The organism is Xanthomonas floridensis (genome assembly GCF_001642575.1).
Classification (GTDB): domain Bacteria; phylum Pseudomonadota; class Gammaproteobacteria; order Xanthomonadales; family Xanthomonadaceae; genus Xanthomonas; species Xanthomonas floridensis.
Window position 1 is genome coordinate 89,460 of sequence record NZ_LXNG01000015.1, and the last position, 17,378, is coordinate 106,837.

Here is a 17,378-nt window from a genome sequence, read left to right on the forward strand (position 1 = left end):
GCATGTGCTGCGACGGCTGATGATTCTGCAATTCGTCATTGACCCTTCAACCCCAACATCCATGGCGCCAGACGCACCAGCACGGCGCGCATCGGCACGGCGCATGCAATCGCGAACATGCTCAGGCCCATCGCCCAGATCGGCGTACCGATGAGCCCGCGATCCACCAACCCGGTCCGCGCAACCACGCTGGTCGCTACCAGGAACACCAGCGTGTGCGTGCAGAGAATCAACAAGGTGTTGGTGCCGATCCACTGCACCCACTGCCAGTTGCGAAGGAAATAGGCCACGCACAAGGTCATTGCCGTGCCAAGCAGGCTGACCAGCAGGAACAGCGCCGGCCAATGCCCGAACTGCAGGTTATTGACATCCACCTGCCCGTTCCAGGCAGCCAGCACGCCCCATGCAGCCATAACGACCGGCAAGGCCAGCGCCCATGCCAGTGCCGAGACCGAACGCAGCGCATCGGCAACCCGCGACAGCGCACCGCCGAAGGCGATGAAGAACAACGCAACCGGCAACACATCCAGCGCAAGCGGCAGGCGCATCTGCAACGACGGAAACCAGCTTGCCCAGGCCAATGCGAGCGGCAAGCTGAGCGCGGCCACCACGGTGGCGCTCAGACGTGCGCGCAATGCAATGTAGCTCAGCGTTGTGACAAACAAGGCAGGCAGAAACCACAACGCCGGGAGCACATACAAACGTGTTCCGTTGGCCCACACCACCCCGACGAATGGGTGCCACCACGGACGCGCGCCCGGTTGCTGAAATGCATGATTGAGCACGGCCATCAATAGCCACACTCCGTAAGCGACCAGAAAAAAGCCCAGGTACGGGATCAGCAGCGTCCGCGCCAGCTTCTTGACCGTGGCCACGTTCAATGCGCGGTGCCCGAAGCGCTCGCCTACCCAGCCGGAGAGCACGAAGAACAGCGGCACATGGAAGCTGTAGGCAAACAGCTTGTAGGCCGGTGGCATCCCGCTCGCATGCCCAAGCACAACCAGCACGATCGCCAGCGCCTTTGCGGCATCGATCTGCCAATCGCGCGTGGCTGCAGCCGCTGGCCGGGCCATCGTCCTGGCTGGCTCCGCAGCGGGAGAATACGCCCCCGTTCTCATGCCGCAGCGCCGGTCATGACGTCACCGTGCGCGCACCCAAGGTCCACGGAGCAAAGCGCATCAGGAACCAGCGCATGGGCACACACGCGGCCAGCGCGAACAACGTGACGAAGATCGCCCAGCCCAGGCCCGGGCGCGCCGAGCCGAAGCCACCGGCAACTGCCGCAACGCCAGACAGCACAAAGAACACCAGCATATGCGTGCACAGGATCAGCAGGGTGTTGCGACCAATCCACTGGATCCATGCCCAGCCCTGCACCAGCCGCGCCGCGCAGATCACCATCAGCGAGCCCAACACCGCGCTGAGCAGGAACACCGCGTGGCTGCGTCCGAATTGCAGCATGTTCACGTCGATACGTCCGTTGATCTGCGCCAGCCAGGCAACCGCGAGCGCCAACACCACGGTCGCCAGCGCGCTGACCGGCAGCGATGTCGGCAGACGCGGCGACACATGGATCAGCAGTGCGCCGAGCGCGTAGAAACACAACGACACCGGTAGCACGTCCAGTCCGAAAAAAAGCCGGACTCCCTGCGCAGGGAACCAGTTCATCCAGAACCACGCCGCCACCAGCGCCACTGCAGCGATTGCCAGCGGCGGTAGCACGCGACGCAGCAGCATGTAGCCGATCACGGTCACCAGCATCACCGGCAGGAACCATAACGGCGGCTGCACGTACAAATCGGGACCGATGCCGGTCAGCAGCGACACGATGGGCTCCCACCAGGGATGACTGCCCCAGCGCGCTGCCTTCTCACCGATATTGCGGGTCAACAACCAGTACGCATAGCCCAGCAGATAGAAGGTGACATACGGCAGCAGCAGACTGCGCACCTGCTTGGTCATCGTCTGCGACAGGCTGGTGGTGCGTGAGGCATAGCCTGCCGCCAGCCATCCCGACACCAGGAAGAACAAGGGCACGTGGAAGCTGTAGGCGAATAGGGTCATGCCATGCGGCACGCCCTTGGCATGGCAGAACACCACCAGCAGGATCGCAATCGCCTTGGCGGCATCGATTCGCGGATCGCGCGCGCGCCCGCCGGCTGCAACACGCGCGCCAGCGTCATGCACCGCGGACGATGCCGGGCGTCCCACCGCGCTCACCTCGATGCTCCCGCAGGCAACGCCATCCGGGTGTTCTCATCAACTGGATCGTGCTTGACCGCGACCTCCGGGCTCGTTGCTGCAGACCATGTCGGACGCATGTGCCAGAGGCAGCCGCAGACGAACCACCACAGCGCCGAGGTCTTGATCGAAAAGTAACCGTTGGAGACCAGCAGGCTCAGCGCGAAGGCGAAGATGGCCAGATTCTTGAACAACTGGCCTTCCTTGCTTGGCATCAGCAGCAGGAACGAGTACGACAACAGGAACGCCAGCACGCCGACGATCGACTGCGATGCAATGAAGTACGAGATGCCGCTATCGAAGTAGCGGTAGGCCTGGGCGAAATCCAGCCCCATCCAGGACTCGAACGAGAGATTGTTCATCGAATACACGGTGAAGAACACCCGGCCCATCGTGGTGTCCTGGTAGGCGGTGATCCCGGTGACCCACACCAGCAACCATGCGCTCATGATCACCAGCAAGAACACCAGAAACGCCAGGCGCTGATCCAGGCGTTTCAACAACGGCGTCAGCAGCACCATCAACACGCAGGTGCCCGCCGCCAGTCGTCCGTCCGAGGCCACGATCATGAAACCGATCAATCCCACCGACAGGATCAATGCAGCCGGACGCATCCAGCGCCAGAACACCAGCAGGATGGCGGTGAAGAAACAGATGTAGTTGCCCATCGTCACCGGCTCGATGAACCACGACGAGGCACGCGGCAGATTGGACCCAGGCAGGAAGTTACGCTCGCCCGGACGCGTGGCGCTGACGAACAGATTACTGTCTTCGTTCCAGAACCCTTCGGCGCTCATACCGCGCGCATTGACGAAGAAGCTCTTCGGGTTGACCAGGTCGCCGTACGCGGTCGGCATCGCCAACTCGAACGCCGCTACCAACGACACGATGATGGTCATGCGGATGAACAACTTGGGCACCGAGCCGGTGTACGCCGAGCCCAGCACCACGAACGCGAACACCACCAAGGCGTCGCGGAAGAACTTCGGGTCGATCTGCCAGTTCACCAGGAACCGCACAAACATCAGCAGCACGATCAACCCCAGCCCGCTGATGATCAGGGCAAGGCGCTTACGGCTCAACGAACCCAGGCCCAGCAGGAAGCAGGCCGCGTAGACCATGAACTCGACCGCATAGGTGATCACCGGCCGGACGGTGAACACGTTCGCATTGATCAGGGCCAACACCAGGTTGTAGCCCACCCCGACCAGCAACGTCAGCTCGATGAGCAGGTTGTGCCAGCGAACCCGGGTCTCTTCGCTCATTCGGATCAGCATGCAGACGCCTGCCTGAAAGGGGCGGCTGCAATGCAGCCGCCCGCGGCGCCGGACGCGCCAGGTCGCACGCTTGCCGCCATCATCAGTACGCGGTCTTCTGTCCGAGCACGCGCACCGCAGTCAGCACGATGATGCGGATATCCAGCCACAGCGACCAGCGACGGATGTAGTCGAGGTCGTACTGGATGCGCTTTTTCATCGTCCGCAGCTCCGGGGTCTCGCCGCGGAAACCGTTCACCTGCGCCCAACCGGTGATACCCGGCTTTACGTAGTGGCGCTGCATGTAATGGTTGATCAGCTTTTCGTAGTGCGTGTTGTGCTGCGCCGCGTGCGGACGCGGGCCTACGATCGACATGCTGCCACCCAGCACATTGAAGATCTGCGGCAGCTCATCCAGGCTGCTGCGACGCAGGAACGCGCCGAAGCGGGTGATACGCGTATCGTTCTTGGTCGCCTGCTGGATGGTGGTGCCATGATCGTCATGCACGCGCATCGAACGGAACTTGAACATGTAGAACTCGCGGCCGCCCAGGCCATGACGGCGCTGGCGGAAGAACACCGGGCCCGGCGAGCTCAGCTTGACACCGACTGCAATCGCCGCCATCAGCGGCCACAGGCCCATCAGTGCAATCACGGCCAGGATCTTGTCCTGCAACGCCTTGGCCACCACGAAGTAATTGTCGCGGTCCACGCCACCCTGGCGCAGGTTGATCACCGGAGTGTTGCCGATCTGCTCACCAGACTGGTTCAGCAAACCGAAGTCGAACAGGTCGGGCACCAGCTTCACATTGATCGGATAGCGATCCAGGCGCTGCAACAGCTGCTTGATATGGTCGCGCTCGCCCAGCGGCAGCGAGATCCACACCTGCTCGACCTGGTTTTCCTTCAGGTAGTCGATCAGCGCATCCGGCTCGCCCAGGCACGGCAGCGACTGGCGCTGCTCGGTCACCGCAATGTCGTAAGGCGTGCGGAAGTAACCGACCAGGTTCATCCCCACCCACGAGTTGCGGCTCAGGTAGTGATTGATCTTCATCACCGGGTGACGCAGACCGACCACCACCACGCGCTGCACGTCCACGCCCTGGGCGCGCAGGTGGTTCAGGAAACCGCGCAGCAAGGTGCGGGCCGCCACCAGCGATGCCAGGCCGCCGACAAACCACAGACCAATCCAGCCGCGCGAGACCTGCTCGCCCACCTGCACGATCAGCGCATGCACCGCGAACAAGGCGAACACGCCGCCGAAGGCACCACCGAGCACCATCAGTTCGCTCAGCAGTCCGCGACCACGCCAGCTGCGGTACAGCGGAAACAGCGCGAAGCAGATGACCGAATACAACAGCGTGGTGGCGATGGCGACCCGGTATGGCGCCGCCGGCACCCAGGAGCCGAACACGATGCGATAGGCGACCAGGCCGGAAACGACCACCATGGTCAGGTCGAAAACGCGCAGTACCAGGTCGGCTGCAGCCGAATACTTGGACAACAATCGCGGCGAGGATGTGGTGTAAGTCGCGCTACTCAAGTCTGCCAAAAGCATGGGGATGTCCTCCAAACTCGATACGGCGCATGCGGGGGAACATACGAATCGCACGCGAGCTTTCAATCATCTCCGTCGAACGATCACCGCGGTAATACCTACCGACCCCAGATCGCTCGACAGCCCTTTGTTTCAACAGAGACAAACTTTCAAACGAAGGAGCCCGAAACATACGGGATCCAACCTTTTCCACGCTGAATCAGTTGTCACTTTAATTAACCACCGTTTTGCAACACCACGATGTCAGTTCAATCGTGTTTCCGGCCCGTTGCCCCGCAGGAAGTAGCGCACAAGCGCCACAGCCAGACCAAGGAATACGCCAAAGATGAAGCCCAAAGCGAGGTTCAATTTGAGTTTCGGCGAAGTCTTCGACGTAGGCACATCTGCAGTGTCGACGATGGTCACGTTGTTGGCGCCGACGTTGCTCGCAACACCGATCTCCTTGTAACGCTGCAGCAGCGCATCGTAGAGCTGGCGGTTGGTATCGACGTCGCGCTTGAGCATGTTGTAGCGGATGCTGCGGCTCTGCAGATCGAGTTCGTTGTTGCGCAGGCCGGCAATGCGTTCGTTGAGCAATTGTTCCTGATGCACGGACGCGTCGTAAGTCGCCTTGAGCGACTGGCGCACGTTGACGATCTCGCCATTGATCTGCCGGCGCGACTCTTCGATCTGCGCTTTCAGACGCTGCATTTCCGGGTAATCCGGCTTGAAGGTCGACAGCTTCTGCTGGTACTCGCTGGTCAGGCGTACCTGCTCGCCGCGCAGCGTCTGGATCAACGGGCTGCTCAGCACCTGCGGCAGCGACATCGCGTCGCCGGTCGCGGCCTGACGCCAGGCGGCCTCGGCCTTGATGCGCGCATCCTGCGCAGAGGCCAGCATTGCGTTGAGGTCGGTCAGGTTCTGCGCCGGCAATGAAGGCTTGTCGTCGCCCACCGACACGATCTGCTCATCGGTCGAATACGCCACCAGCGTCTTCTCCGAATCCTCGACCTTGGAACGCAGCTGCTCCAGACGCTCGGCGAGGAACTTGGTCGCAAACGAGGATGCCTTCATGCGGCGCTCCTGCGTGCTGACGATGAACACCTTCGGATACGTGTTGGCGATCTTTGCCGCCAGCACCGGGTCCGGCGAATCGTAATTGACGTAGACCAGGCGCGAATTCAGGATCGGCTCGACGACCAGGCCCGCAAGCAAGGTATCGGTCAGGCTGCGCTCGATGATCGCCTGACGCGAGTCGACCGACTTGCCGGCTTCCGGATTCTTGGCCGCCGCCTTTTCCAGCGCCTCTTCCACCTGCTGCTTGAACGCCGGCTCCTGGTCGAGCTTGGCTTCGCGAATCACTGCACGTGCCAGCGAACGGCTCTGCAGCAGCTGATACTGGGTCTGGTAGAAGTCGCGATCCTGCGGCGACTCCACCGGCATCAGGTTGTCGACATTCACCACGTTGAGCGAGTCGCGCTCGATCTGCAGCGTACTGGTGGCGCGATACTTTTCCGGCATCAGGAACGTGATCACCAGCGCCAGCAGCGTCGCGCCGATGGTGATCAGGATGATCAGCCAGCGCTGCGACACCAGCGCGCGCCAGTAGTCGAGCAAGCTCACGTCTGCCAGCTCAAGATGCCCATGGCGCTGCGACGGCGAGGAACGATTGTCGGAATTCATACTCATCGGTAAGCGCGCCACACCATCACCAAGGGGGTCAGTTCCAGCATGGTGCGCAGCCAGACGCGCGCATCCGAGCGATACACCACAACGATGTCGCCACCGTAGATCTCAGGGTCCGGATTGGCGCCCTTCTCGATCTCGGTGAGGTCGAAACGCGCGATCATCTTCTGCCCGTTGACCATGCGAAACACGATCACGTTGCCGCGGCTTGCGACGGTGCTGACGCCCTTGGCCTGCGCGACAGCCTGTTGCAGGGTCAGGTTGGCGCCAATGACGGGGTAGATGCCGGGTTCGGTCACGGCACCGGTCACGGTGACGCGGCGGCCATTGGATTCCTGCACGAACACCGACACCTGCGGATTTTGCAGATACCCGTTGCGGTAGCGGTCGGCAACCATCTTCTCCAGCTCGCCGACACCCATGCCGGCGGCATTGACGTCGCCGATCAGCGGCAGCGAGATGTGACCGTTCTGATCGATACGCACCTGCCGTTCCAGATCATCGATCTGGAAGACCTTGACCAGCAACAGGTCGCCTGGGGAGAGTCGATACTCGGGCTGCACTGCGGACATTGCGAGCGGATCGGGAAGCGGCAACGACGTCGCCATGTCCTTCCCGGTGCTGCAGGCACCCAGTGTCATCGAGCAGATCAACGCCAGGCTGAGGCCTTGGCAAAATCGTCCGATCAGTTTCTTCATGCGTGTGGCTGGCTGCCTCGGTTGGGTGGGACAGGAGCTCGCGCAGCATTCAACCGGCCAAACACGCCAGCACGAACGTACGACAGAGGGTTCATCCCGGAACACCGGGATCACGACGGGTATGACGTGTTGCACTGCACTATGGCACAGAAAGATCGCGCCGCAAGACGCTGCACGCCATTTTTTTGACGGCGTTGGCCTATTGATTCAAGTTCGTCGATACCGCGTTAACAAACCGTGATCCACGTTCTAATCCGCTCCTAATGTTTTGGAACGTTTCCGCACACTTAGCACCACTTCGTGACCCAGGTCCATAGCGAACCGGACCGCAAAAACCGGGCACTAGCGTTCCGTTCATGCTGCACTGCGATATGCCGATCTGCATATCCACCACGTCGGGCGAAGACATAAAAATGCAATGTTGCGACGCAACAAAAAAGCCCATGTCATGACGACATGGGCTTGTTGTTTGGTCGGGGTAGCCGGATTCGAACCGACGACCACTAGTCCCCCAGACTAGTGCGCTACCAGGCTGCGCTATACCCCGAAGATGTTGCGTCCCGCCGCGAGGGCGGCCTGCGATTATAGCGGCTTTGTGAAACGTTTTCCTAGCGGCGCAGCAGTTGCAGCACTTCTTCCAGCTCCATCCGCACCTGCTTGATGATCTGGTTGCTCAATGCCGACTCGCTCTTGGCGCCATCGCCCTCCAGGCGCAGGCGCGCGCCGCCGATGGTATAGCCCTGCTCGTAGAGCAGGCCGCGGATCTGCCGCACCATCAATACGTCGTGGCGCTGGTAGTAGCGTCGATTGCCGCGCCGCTTGACCGGCTCCAGGCTCGGAAACTCCGTTTCCCAGTAGCGCAGCACGTGCGGCTTGACGTCACATAGCTCGCTCACTTCACCGATGGTGAAGTAGCGCTTGGCCGGAATCGGCGGTAGTTCGCGATTACTGCCCGGATCCAGCATAAGCCTCCACCCGCTCCTTGAGCTTCTGGCCCGGGCGGAAGGTCACCACCGTGCGGGCCGAGATCGGAATTTCCTCACCGGTCTTGGGATTGCGACCGGGCCGTTGGTTCTTGCGCCGCAGATCGAAGTTGCCGAAACCGGACAGCTTCACCTGACGGCCCTGCTCCAGCGCATCGCGCAGCACGTCGAAGAACGCATCGACAAATTCCTTTGCCTCACGCTTGTTCAGACCGACCTCGTCGAACAGACGCTCGGCCATCTCCGCTTTCGTCAATGCCATGCCAATCCCCTGGTTACCGCCTCAACTCCGGATCCGGGCGCGGTGTTCGCGCTCGACCACCGCCACCACATCGGTCACGACCGCATCCACGTCCCGGTCGGTGAGAGTGCGCGAGTTATCCTGCAAAATCAAGCCCATAGCCAGACTCTTGAAACCTGGATCGACCCCCTGCCCGACATAGCGGTCGAACAACTGGACCTCGCGCAGCAACGGACCGACCGCCGTCTGCACGCTGGCCGACAGCGATGCCCAACTCACCTCCTCCGGCACCAGGAAGGCCAGGTCGCGGCGCACCGAGGGGAACCGCGACAGCTCGCCGGCACGCGGCAAGGCGCGCTGCACCAGCGGTGCGAGCTCCAGCTCGAACGCAACCACGTCCACGTCGATGTCCATCGCCCTGGCCAGGCGCGGATGCACCTGACCGATCCAGCCGATGCATACCCCGTCGCGATGGATGTCAGCCGAGCGGCCCGGGTGCCCGAAGGGCTGCGCCGACGGTCGGAACTCCAGCTGCGCGCCACTGGCGGCAGCCAATGCCATCAGGTCGCCCTTGAGATCGTGGAAGTCCACCTTGCGCGCGGCCTCACCCCACTGCAGCGCCAGCGCATCGCCGCACACTGCAGCAGCAACGTGCTGGGCTTCGCGCGGTGCCACGCCCGCATCGGCGGCAGCGGCAAACACCTTGCCCAGCTCGAACAGGCGCACGCGCCCGGCCTGGCGCGCCGCGTTGCGGCCCAGGGTCGCCACCAGGCCCGGCAGCAGGCGCGGACGCATGATGGCCAGCTCCGCACTGAGCGGGTTGGCCAGCGGCACCAATCCTTCGCTGAACTGCCATTGCTGCAGCAGCTCGGCATCGACGAAGGCGTAATTGATGGTTTCCTGCAGCTCGCGCGCCACCAGCTGACGGCGCACGCTGAGCTCGTCCAGCTGGGTCTCGCTCGGCATCGCGATCCGGCTGGCGCCGCCGGGCAGCGTGGTCGGCACCCGGTCGTAACCATGGATGCGCGCCAGCTCTTCGATCAGATCTTCCTCGATGGCGACATCGAAGCGGCGGCTCGGCGCCATCACCTGCCAGCCCTCGGCCACGGCCTCAAGCTGCATGCCGAGCGCGCTCAGGATGCGCACCACCTCCGCATCGTCGATCTGGATACCGAGCACGCGTGCGATCCGCGCGCGACGCAACACGATCGGTGCGGCCTGCGGCAGATGCTGCGGCAACTGGGCATGCACCACCGGGCCCGGCGTACCGCCGGCCAGATCCAGCACCAGGCGCGTGGCCACTTCGATGGCCTGCGGCGCCAGCGCCGGGTCCACGCCACGCTCGAAGCGATGGCCGGCATCGGTGTGCAGGCCGAGCTTGCGACCACGGCCCATGATCGCGGCCGGATCGAAATACGCCGATTCCAGGAACACGTTGCGGGTGGTCTCGGTGACCCGCGTGTCCAGCCCGCCCATCAGCCCGGCCAGCGCCACCGGGCGGCCAGCATCGGTGATGGTCAGGAAGCTGTCGTCCAACGTCACCTGCCGCCCGTCCAGCAGCGCCAGCTGCTCGCCGGCGCGCGAACGGCGCACGCCGATCGGCCCCTGCAAGGTGTCCAGGTCGAAGGCGTGCATCGGCTGGCCAAGTTCCAGCATCACGTACTGGGTGATGTCCACCAGCAACGACACCGGGCGCACGCCACTGCGACGCAGGCGCTCGGCCAGCCAGACCGGCGTGGTCGCAGCCGGATCGATGCCTTCGATCACGCGGCCGCAGTAGCGCGGGGCCTCCCTGCCGGCGTCCAGTTCCACCGCCAGCGTCCGCGTGGACACCGGCGCAACGGCAGCCGCGTCGAAGGCAACCACTTCGCTGGCGCAAGCCGCCGCTACATCGAAGGCAATGCCGCGCACGCTGAAGCAATCGGCGCGATTGGGGGTGAGCTTGATCTCGATGCTGGCGTCGGGCAGGCCGAGATACTCGGCCAGCGCCTGACCTACCGGCGCATCGTCCGGCAGTTCGAACAGGCCAGAGGCATCGCTGTCCAGGCCCAGCTCCCTGGCCGAGCACAACATGCCGTTGGAGGGCACGCCACGCAGCTTGGCCGCCTTGATGGTCAGCTCGCCGATCTGCGCACCGACCAGCGCCAACGGCGCCACCAGGCCTGCACGCGCATTGGGTGCGCCGCACACGATCTGCAGCAACTCGCCCTGCCCGGCATCCACGCTGCAGACCTGCAGGCGGTCAGCCTCCGGATGCCGCACCGCTTCGACGATCCGCGCCACCACCACCTGGCCCAGCGACTCGCCCAACGGCGTCACCTCTTCCACCTCCAGGCCGATCGCCGTCAGCGTCGCAGCCAACTCCTCGCGGCTGGCCTGGATCGGAACGTGGCTACGCAGCCAATTTTCTGAGAATTTCATAAGGGGCCGGGAATCGGGAATCAGGAATGGGGAATAGGCAATCGCAAAAGCGGGGCACCGGGGCTTCGAGACGGGCTCCGCAAAGCGCGTGGCTTTTGCGATTGCCTATTCCCTATTCCCGATTCCCCGCCGTCAGGCAAACTGCCTGAGAAAACGTACGTCGTTTTCGAAGAAGGCGCGCAGGTCGTTGACGCCGTAGCGCAGCATCGCAAAGCGCTCCACGCCCAGACCGAAGGCAAAGCCGGTGTAGCGCTCCGGGTCGATGCCGACGCTGCGCAGCACGTTCGGGTGCACCATGCCGCAGCCGAGCACTTCCAGCCAACGCGTGCTGCCATCGGGCTGCTGCCAGGCGATGTCCACTTCCGCACCCGGCTCCACGAACGGGAAATAACTGGGACGGAAGCGCATTTCGAAATCGCGCTCGAAGAAGGCGCGCACGAACTCGGACAAGGTGCCTTTGAGATCGGCGAAGTTGGAATGCTCGTCCACCAGCAGCCCTTCAACCTGATGGAACATCGGCGAGTGGGTCTGGTCCGAATCGGAGCGATACACCTTGCCGGCGGCGATCATGCGCAGCGGCGGCTGGTGTGCGTCCATGTAGCGCACCTGCACACCGGAGGTGTGGGTCCGCAACAGGCGGCCGTCGCCGAAGTAGAAGGTGTCGTGCATCGCGCGCGCCGGATGGTGCGGCGGGAAGTTCAGCGCTTCGAAGTTGTGCCAGTCGTCCTCGATTTCCGGGCCATCGGACAACTCATAGCCCAACCGCGCGAAGATTTCGACGATGCGCTCGAGCGTGCGCGTGACCGGATGCAGGCCGCCCCGTTCGCCCCGACGCCCCGGCAGGGTGACGTCGATGCGCTCGCCGGCAAGGCGGGCGTCCAGTGCGGCGGTTTCGAGGGTCGTCTTGCGCTCCGCCAACGCTGCGGTCAGCGTGTCGCGGGTCTGGTTGATCGCCTCACCCGCGGCCTTGCGCTGGTCGGGCGGCAACGTACCGAGCTGCTTGAGCTGGGCAGTGACGCTGCCGCTCTTGCCCAGCAAGGCGACCCGCAAGGCTTCCAGTTGGTCCGGCGTCTGCGCGGCGGCGACATCGGCCAGCGCGCGCTCGGTCAGGGATTGAATATCACTCATTGCACTTGCGCCTCAACTGCTCAGCCGAACGGTGTTTCCGGACATGCCGGAACGCATTGCCAATATTGCCAGCCATCGAATCGACCGATACCGGCTGTCTAAAACGCAAAAGGGGAAGGACTCGCGCCCTTCCCCCGAATATCTGCTTCGCTCCGGTCAGAGATTGCACACGCATGCACAAGCTCTGACGGGAACTACCCCTTCAACAGTCCGCACATGGATGTGCGGGCTCTTGCGAAGGACTCGCACTAACGATGTGCGGGCTCTTGCGAGGGACTCGCACTTATGCCGCCAGCGCGCCCTTTGCCTTCTCGGCCAGCGCGGCAAAGCCGGCGGCGTCGTGCACGGCGATATCAGCCAGCACCTTGCGGTCCAGGGTGATGCCAGCCTTGAGCAGGCCATTCATGAAACGGCTGTAGCTCAGGCCGTTGATGCGGGCAGCCGCATTGATGCGGGTGATCCACAGCGAACGGAAATTACGCTTCTTCTGCTTACGACCAATATAGGCGTACTGCTGTGCCTTGATGACCGCCTGCTTGGCAACGCGGAACACCTTGCGGCGAGCGTTGTAGTAACCCTTTGCCAGGGTCAGAATTTTCTTGTGGCGGCGACGCGCCTGTACGCCACGCTTTACTCGTGCCATGGGTCAGTCCTCAGAGGTAGGGAAGCATACGATCGAGACGGCCAGCGTCCTCGGCACGGACGTGGTTCGTCTGCCGCAGGTTGCGCTTCCGCTTGGTCGCTTTCTTCGTGAGGATGTGGCTACGGTTGGCGTGGCCGCACTTGTACTTGCCGGAGGCGGTCTTGCGGAAACGCTTGGCCGCCGCCCGGTTGGTCTTGATCTTGGGCATTGCTATGTCCTTGATGGTGTTTTGTCACTGACACGGGCGGCAGTCTTGCGACCACGCTTTCCATCCTTGCCCTTGCCTGCTTGTAAGTCCTTGATCGAACACGATCCGGACAGGTCCTGGTGCCGCTCACGCGGCGCCCCGGCAAAACCGGGCCGCGCAGTCTACCCGTTGCCGGGAATTCTTGCAAATCGAGCCACGCTTGCCGCGGCCGGCCCGGTCGGGGCCGCCGCGGCAGCGGGTCAGATCTTCTTCTTCGGCGCGATCATCATGACCATCTGACGCCCTTCCAGGCGCGGACGGGATTCGATGACGATGTCGTCGCCCAGATCGGCCTCGATCCGGGCCGCCATCTCGCGGCCCAGCTCCTGGTGGCTCATTTCGCGGCCACGGAAGCGGATGTTGACCTTGACCTTGTCGCCCTCTTCCAGGAAACGGCGCATGTTGCGCAGCTTGATCTGGTAATCGCCCTCGTCCGTGACCGGACGGAACTTGAGTTCCTTGATCTCGACCTGCTTGGTCTTCTTCTTGGCCTCGTTGGCCTTTTTCTGCTGCTCGAACTTGAACTTGCCGAAATCCATGATCTTGCAGACCGGCGGATCGGCCTGCGGCTGGATTTCGACCAGATCCAGGCCTTCTTCCTCGGCCTTGGCGAGCGCTTCGTCGCGCGACAACACGCCGACCATCTCTCCGTCGCTGCCGATCACGCGGACGCGCGGCACACGGATTTCTTGGTTCTTGCGGTTCTGTTTGTTGTCAGGGGTACTGATATTGCAATCTCCCAGGGGAATCGAACCGGCGCATCCGGATCATCCAGACCGGCCGGGGTTGGCTCACGCTGCCTGCTCTGCCTGCAGACGCTCGATGAAGGCCGAAACCGTCATGGTTCCAAGGTCCTCTCCCGATCGCGTCCGCACGGCAACCGCGCCATTTTCCTTCTCGCGGTCGCCGACCACGAGCAGATAGGGCACGCGTTGCAGCGTATGCTCGCGAATCTTATAACCGATCTTCTCGTTACGCAAATCGGCGCTGACACGGAAGCCTTGATTTGCAAGGGTTTTCCGAACCGAGTCCACATATTCAGCCTGAGCGTCGGTGATGTTGGCGACAACGACCTGGACCGGGGCCAGCCAGGACGGGAAGGCGCCGGCATGGTGCTCGATCAAGATACCGATGAAACGCTCCATCGACCCGACGATGGCCCGGTGCAGCATCACCGGATGCTTCTTCTGGCTGTTCTCGTCCACGTACTCGGCGCCGAGGCGGCCCGGCATCATGAAATCGACCTGCATCGTGCCCAACTGCCAGGTGCGGCCGATGGCGTCCTTGAGATGGTATTCGATCTTGGGACCATAGAAGGCGCCCTCGCCCGGCAGCTCCTGCCACTCCACCCCGCACACGCCCAGCGCGCTGCGCAGCGCGGCTTCGGCCTTGTCCCAGGTGACGTCGTCGCCCAGGCGCTTTTCCGGGCGCAGCGCGATCTTGATCTCGATGTCGTCGAAGCCGAACGCGGTGTAGACCGCCAGTGCCTGCTGGTGGAAGGCGGTGACTTCGGATTCGATCTGCGATTCCAGGCAGAACACGTGCCCGTCGTCCTGGGTGAAGCCGCGCACGCGCAGGATGCCGTGCAGCGCGCCGGAGGGCTCGTTGCGATGGCAGGCGCCGAACTCGCCGTAGCGGATCGGCAGGTCGCGATAGCTGTGCAGGCCCTGGTTGAACACCTGCACGTGGCCGGGGCAGTTCATCGGCTTGACCGCGTAGGTGCGCTTCTCCGACTCGGTGAAGAACATCGCGTCCTGGTAGTTGTCCCAGTGGCCGGACTTCTGCCATAGCGACACGTCCAGGATCTGCGGGCAACGCACCTCGCCGTAGCCGCTGTCGCGGTAGACCTTGCGCATGTACTGCTCGACCACCTGCCACAGCGACCAGCCCTTGGGATGCCAGAACACCAGGCCGGGCGCCTCTTCCTGCAGATGGAACAGGTCCTGCTGCTTGCCGATGCGGCGGTGGTCGCGCTTGTCGGCTTCCTCCATGCGCAGGATGTAGGCGTCCAGCTGCTTCTTGTCGGCCCAGGCGGTGCCGTAGATGCGCTGCAACTGCTCGTTCTTGGCATCGCCGCGCCAGTAGGCGCCGGAAATACGGGTCAGCTTGAACGCCTTGAGAAAGCGCGTGTTGGGCACGTGCGGGCCGCGGCACATGTCCACGTACTCCTGGTGGTAGTACAGGCCCATCGCGGTGATGTCGTCGGACATGTCCTCGATCAGGCGCAGCTTGTACTCCTCGCCACGCTGGGCGAACACCTCGATCACTTCCGCGCGCGGGGTGACCTTCTTGATCACGTCGTAGTCCTGCGCGATCAATTCCTGCATGCGCTGCTCGATCGCGGCCATGTCGTCGGGCGTGAACGGGCGCTCGCTGTAGATGTCGTAATAGAAGCCTTCGGCGATGACCGGGCCGATCACCATCTTGACCTCGGGATACAGCTGCTTGACCGCATGCCCGACCAGATGCGCGCAGGAGTGGCGGATGATCTCCACGCCTTCGGCGTCCTTGGCGGTGATGATGCGCAGGCTGGCGTCGTGGTCGATGACGTCGCTGGCATCGACCAGCTGGCCGTCGACCTGGCCGGCGATGGTGGCCTTGGCCAGGCCGGCGCCGATCGACTGGGCGACCTGCATCACCGAGACAGGGGATTCGAATTCGCGGCGGCTGCCGTCGGGGAGCGTGATATTGATCATGGGCAAGAATGGGGTCTGGGCTGGCTGCAGCGGTCCGCTGCCATGGGAGATCTGCCCACTGCTGGACAGGCTCGGAAAGAAAGTACGGAAAGTGCGACGGAAGACGACGGCACGCGGGCGCTGGCTGCGCAGGGGCCGGTCCGGGTCAACGGTGGGCGGTGGTAGTGCTCATGTCGCACGCTGGGCCGGCGCGGGGCGCGGGCCACCTTCTCGCAAGGGGTCTTGGGCGTGAATGGTAAACCAATCAGGCGGCCACCGGGCGGGCCGGCACGGGGCCGGCGGGCGCGTGGCATGATGCCGGCCACCTGTGCTGCCAGTGCCAACCATGACCATCAAGGGTAAAGCCACCTCGCTGGATATCGCCTACCTGGCCGGTGTATCGCAGCCGACCGTCTCGCGCGCGTTGCGCGGCAGCCCGATGGTCAACGAGGAAACGCGCAAGCGCATCCTGCGCATCGCGCGCGAACTGAACTACAAGGTCGACAAGAACGCCTCCTCGCTGCGGCTGCGCAATGCCGGCACGCTGGCGCTGCTGTTCTTCGAGGACCCCACCGCCGACGATTCGCTGATCAACCCGTTCTTCCACTCGATGCTGGGCTCGATCACCCGCGCCTGCGCGCTGCAGGGCTACGACCTGCTGGTGTCGTTTCAGCAGCTGTCCAAGGATTGGCAGGCCGACTACGAAGACAGCAACAAGGCCGACGGCATCATCCTGCTGGGCTACGGCGATTACCAGGAGTCGCGCCAGCGGCTGCAGCTGCTGGTGGAACAAGGCACCCATTTCGTGCGCTGGGGCGCGGCGCTGCCGGGCCAGCCGGGCATCTCCATCGGCAGCGACAACTACCAGGGCGGGCTGGACATCACCGAGCACCTGTTGGCGCAGGGCTGCCGACGCATCGCCTTCCTGGGCCATGCCTCCAATCACTACCCCGAATTCGAGGAGCGCTACCGCGGCCACGTCGCTGCGCTGGCGCAACAGGATCTGGTTGCCGACGCGGCGCTGCAGTTCGATGCGATCACCACCGAGTCGTCCGGTCACGCTGCATGCCTGGCGCTGCTGGATAGCGGCAAGGCGTTCGATGCGGTGTGCGCAGCCAGCGACCTGATTGCCATCGGCGCGATGCGCGCCCTACGCGAGCGCGGCCTGCGCGTGCCGCAGGACGTGGCAGTCAGCGGCTTCGACGATATCGCGCTGGCCGCCTCGGTGGCGCCGGCCCTGTCCACGGTGCAGCAGGACACCAAGCAGGCCGGCACGCTGCTGGTGGAAAGCCTGGTGGCGCTGATCCGTGGCGAAGCGGCGCAGAGCCGCACGATTCCGGTGAAGCTGGCGGTGCGCGATTCATCGCACAGCCACGGCCTGCAGCCCCCGCTGGGCTGGAGCCCATCCGGCGCGGAGACCGGCGAGGCACTGGCTGGTCGGGCGGCGGATGGGGCTGCCAGGCGCTGATTCGGGAATCGGGAATCGGGAATCGGGAATCGGAACAGCATGCACGGTGTGCTGTAACCGGTCCCGATCTGCTGATTGCGTGTAGGAGCGGACCCGGCCGCGGCGGGGCGTTGCCGATACCCGTGACACCCCATGCGTAGCGTCCCGCGCATGA

Annotated in this window: 15 protein-coding genes and 1 tRNA gene; 1 reads left to right on the plus strand and 15 read right to left on the minus strand. The window is 63.6% G+C overall.

All coding sequences use genetic code 11. The features are described 5' to 3' along the window. Positions 1 to 35: 35 nt before the first annotated feature. The 15 genes from A7D17_RS10270 to thrS all read right to left on the minus strand — a co-directional run bounded on the left by A7D17_RS10270 (position 36) and on the right by thrS (position 15,777). Complete coding sequence (locus A7D17_RS10270) at positions 36 to 1,073, minus strand: acyltransferase family protein (RefSeq protein WP_239692165.1); 1,038 nt, start codon at positions 1,071 to 1,073, stop codon at positions 36 to 38. Positions 1,074 to 1,131: 58 nt separating this feature from the next. Beyond that, positions 1,132 to 2,220, minus strand: coding sequence for an acyltransferase family protein (locus A7D17_RS10275; protein ID WP_064508984.1), 1,089 nt, complete (start codon positions 2,218 to 2,220; stop codon positions 1,132 to 1,134). After that, positions 2,217 to 3,506, minus strand: coding sequence for a hypothetical protein (locus A7D17_RS10280; RefSeq protein WP_064508985.1), 1,290 nt, complete (start codon positions 3,504 to 3,506; stop codon positions 2,217 to 2,219). Before A7D17_RS10280 ends, A7D17_RS10275 begins: the two co-directional genes overlap by 4 nt. 94 nt (positions 3,507 to 3,600) lie before the next feature. Then, on the minus strand, positions 3,601 to 5,055 hold the full coding sequence (locus A7D17_RS10285) for an undecaprenyl-phosphate glucose phosphotransferase (protein ID WP_064509005.1): 1,455 nt from the start codon (positions 5,053 to 5,055) through the stop codon (positions 3,601 to 3,603). A 243-nt stretch (positions 5,056 to 5,298) separates the two neighbouring features. Continuing rightward, complete coding sequence (locus tag A7D17_RS10290) at positions 5,299 to 6,738, minus strand: GNVR domain-containing protein (protein ID WP_095522593.1); 1,440 nt, start codon at positions 6,736 to 6,738, stop codon at positions 5,299 to 5,301. Continuing rightward, the gene (locus tag A7D17_RS10295) at positions 6,720 to 7,418 is read right to left on the minus strand and encodes a polysaccharide biosynthesis/export family protein (RefSeq protein WP_029220295.1); all 699 of its coding nucleotides are present in this window, start codon (positions 7,416 to 7,418) and stop codon (positions 6,720 to 6,722) included. The genes A7D17_RS10290 and A7D17_RS10295 overlap by 19 nt, the downstream gene beginning before the upstream one ends. A 470-nt stretch (positions 7,419 to 7,888) precedes the next feature. Next, positions 7,889 to 7,965 (minus strand) — tRNA-Pro (locus A7D17_RS10300). A 61-nt stretch (positions 7,966 to 8,026) separates the two neighbouring features. Beyond that, complete coding sequence (locus tag A7D17_RS10305; protein WP_005995911.1) at positions 8,027 to 8,383, minus strand: MerR family transcriptional regulator; 357 nt, start codon at positions 8,381 to 8,383, stop codon at positions 8,027 to 8,029. Then, positions 8,364 to 8,663 (minus strand): integration host factor subunit alpha, encoded by a 300-nt coding sequence (locus tag A7D17_RS10310; protein WP_002811076.1) that lies wholly within the window; start codon positions 8,661 to 8,663, stop codon positions 8,364 to 8,366. The genes A7D17_RS10305 and A7D17_RS10310 overlap by 20 nt, the downstream gene beginning before the upstream one ends. A 21-nt stretch (positions 8,664 to 8,684) precedes the next feature. Next, a complete protein-coding gene (pheT, locus tag A7D17_RS10315; RefSeq protein ID WP_064508987.1) occupies positions 8,685 to 11,063 on the minus strand; it encodes a phenylalanine--tRNA ligase subunit beta in 2,379 nt (792 codons plus the stop codon). Between the two features lie 132 nt (positions 11,064 to 11,195). Further along, entirely contained in the window at positions 11,196 to 12,191 is a 996-nt protein-coding gene (gene pheS, locus A7D17_RS10320; RefSeq protein ID WP_064508988.1) for a phenylalanine--tRNA ligase subunit alpha, read from the minus strand. 283 nt (positions 12,192 to 12,474) lie between these two features. Then, on the minus strand, positions 12,475 to 12,834 hold the full coding sequence (gene rplT / locus A7D17_RS10325) for a 50S ribosomal protein L20 (RefSeq protein WP_003484828.1): 360 nt from the start codon (positions 12,832 to 12,834) through the stop codon (positions 12,475 to 12,477). A 10-nt stretch (positions 12,835 to 12,844) separates the two neighbouring features. Next, on the minus strand, positions 12,845 to 13,042 hold the full coding sequence (rpmI, locus tag A7D17_RS10330) for a 50S ribosomal protein L35 (protein ID WP_002811096.1): 198 nt from the start codon (positions 13,040 to 13,042) through the stop codon (positions 12,845 to 12,847). Positions 13,043 to 13,281: 239 nt separating this feature from the next. After that, on the minus strand, positions 13,282 to 13,824 hold the full coding sequence (gene infC / locus A7D17_RS10335) for a translation initiation factor IF-3 (protein WP_082861869.1): 543 nt from the start codon (positions 13,822 to 13,824) through the stop codon (positions 13,282 to 13,284). A 48-nt stretch (positions 13,825 to 13,872) separates the two neighbouring features. After that, on the minus strand, positions 13,873 to 15,777 hold the full coding sequence (thrS, locus tag A7D17_RS10340; protein WP_064508989.1) for a threonine--tRNA ligase: 1,905 nt from the start codon (positions 15,775 to 15,777) through the stop codon (positions 13,873 to 13,875). 325 nt (positions 15,778 to 16,102) lie between these two features. Here thrS and A7D17_RS10345 point away from each other — a divergent pair, with 325 nt between their 5' ends. Further along, entirely contained in the window at positions 16,103 to 17,224 is a 1,122-nt protein-coding gene (locus A7D17_RS10345; RefSeq protein WP_064508990.1) for a LacI family DNA-binding transcriptional regulator, read from the plus strand. The last annotated feature ends 154 nt before the right edge of the window (positions 17,225 to 17,378 follow it).

Excerpts from the sequence above, each read along its gene's own strand:
- rplT (WP_003484828.1), bottom strand. The coding sequence starts at position 12,834 with ATGGCACGAGTAAAGCGTGGCGTACAGGCGCGTCGCCGCCACAAGAAA.
- A7D17_RS10270 (WP_239692165.1), bottom strand. The coding sequence starts at position 1,073 with ATGGCCCGGCCAGCGGCTGCAGCCACGCGCGATTGGCAGATCGATGCC.
- pheS (WP_064508988.1), bottom strand. The coding sequence starts at position 12,191 with ATGAGTGATATTCAATCCCTGACCGAGCGCGCGCTGGCCGATGTCGCC.
- A7D17_RS10310 (WP_002811076.1), bottom strand. The coding sequence starts at position 8,663 with ATGGCATTGACGAAAGCGGAGATGGCCGAGCGTCTGTTCGACGAGGTC.
- A7D17_RS10295 (WP_029220295.1), bottom strand. The coding sequence starts at position 7,418 with ATGAAGAAACTGATCGGACGATTTTGCCAAGGCCTCAGCCTGGCGTTG.
- rpmI (WP_002811096.1), bottom strand. The coding sequence starts at position 13,042 with ATGCCCAAGATCAAGACCAACCGGGCGGCGGCCAAGCGTTTCCGCAAG.
- thrS (WP_064508989.1), bottom strand. The coding sequence starts at position 15,777 with ATGATCAATATCACGCTCCCCGACGGCAGCCGCCGCGAATTCGAATCC.
- A7D17_RS10285 (WP_064509005.1), bottom strand. The coding sequence starts at position 5,055 with ATGCTTTTGGCAGACTTGAGTAGCGCGACTTACACCACATCCTCGCCG.
- A7D17_RS10345 (WP_064508990.1), top strand. The coding sequence starts at position 16,103 with ATGACCATCAAGGGTAAAGCCACCTCGCTGGATATCGCCTACCTGGCC.
- pheT (WP_064508987.1), bottom strand. The coding sequence starts at position 11,063 with ATGAAATTCTCAGAAAATTGGCTGCGTAGCCACGTTCCGATCCAGGCC.
- A7D17_RS10305 (WP_005995911.1), bottom strand. The coding sequence starts at position 8,383 with ATGCTGGATCCGGGCAGTAATCGCGAACTACCGCCGATTCCGGCCAAG.
- A7D17_RS10280 (WP_064508985.1), bottom strand. The coding sequence starts at position 3,506 with ATGAGCGAAGAGACCCGGGTTCGCTGGCACAACCTGCTCATCGAGCTG.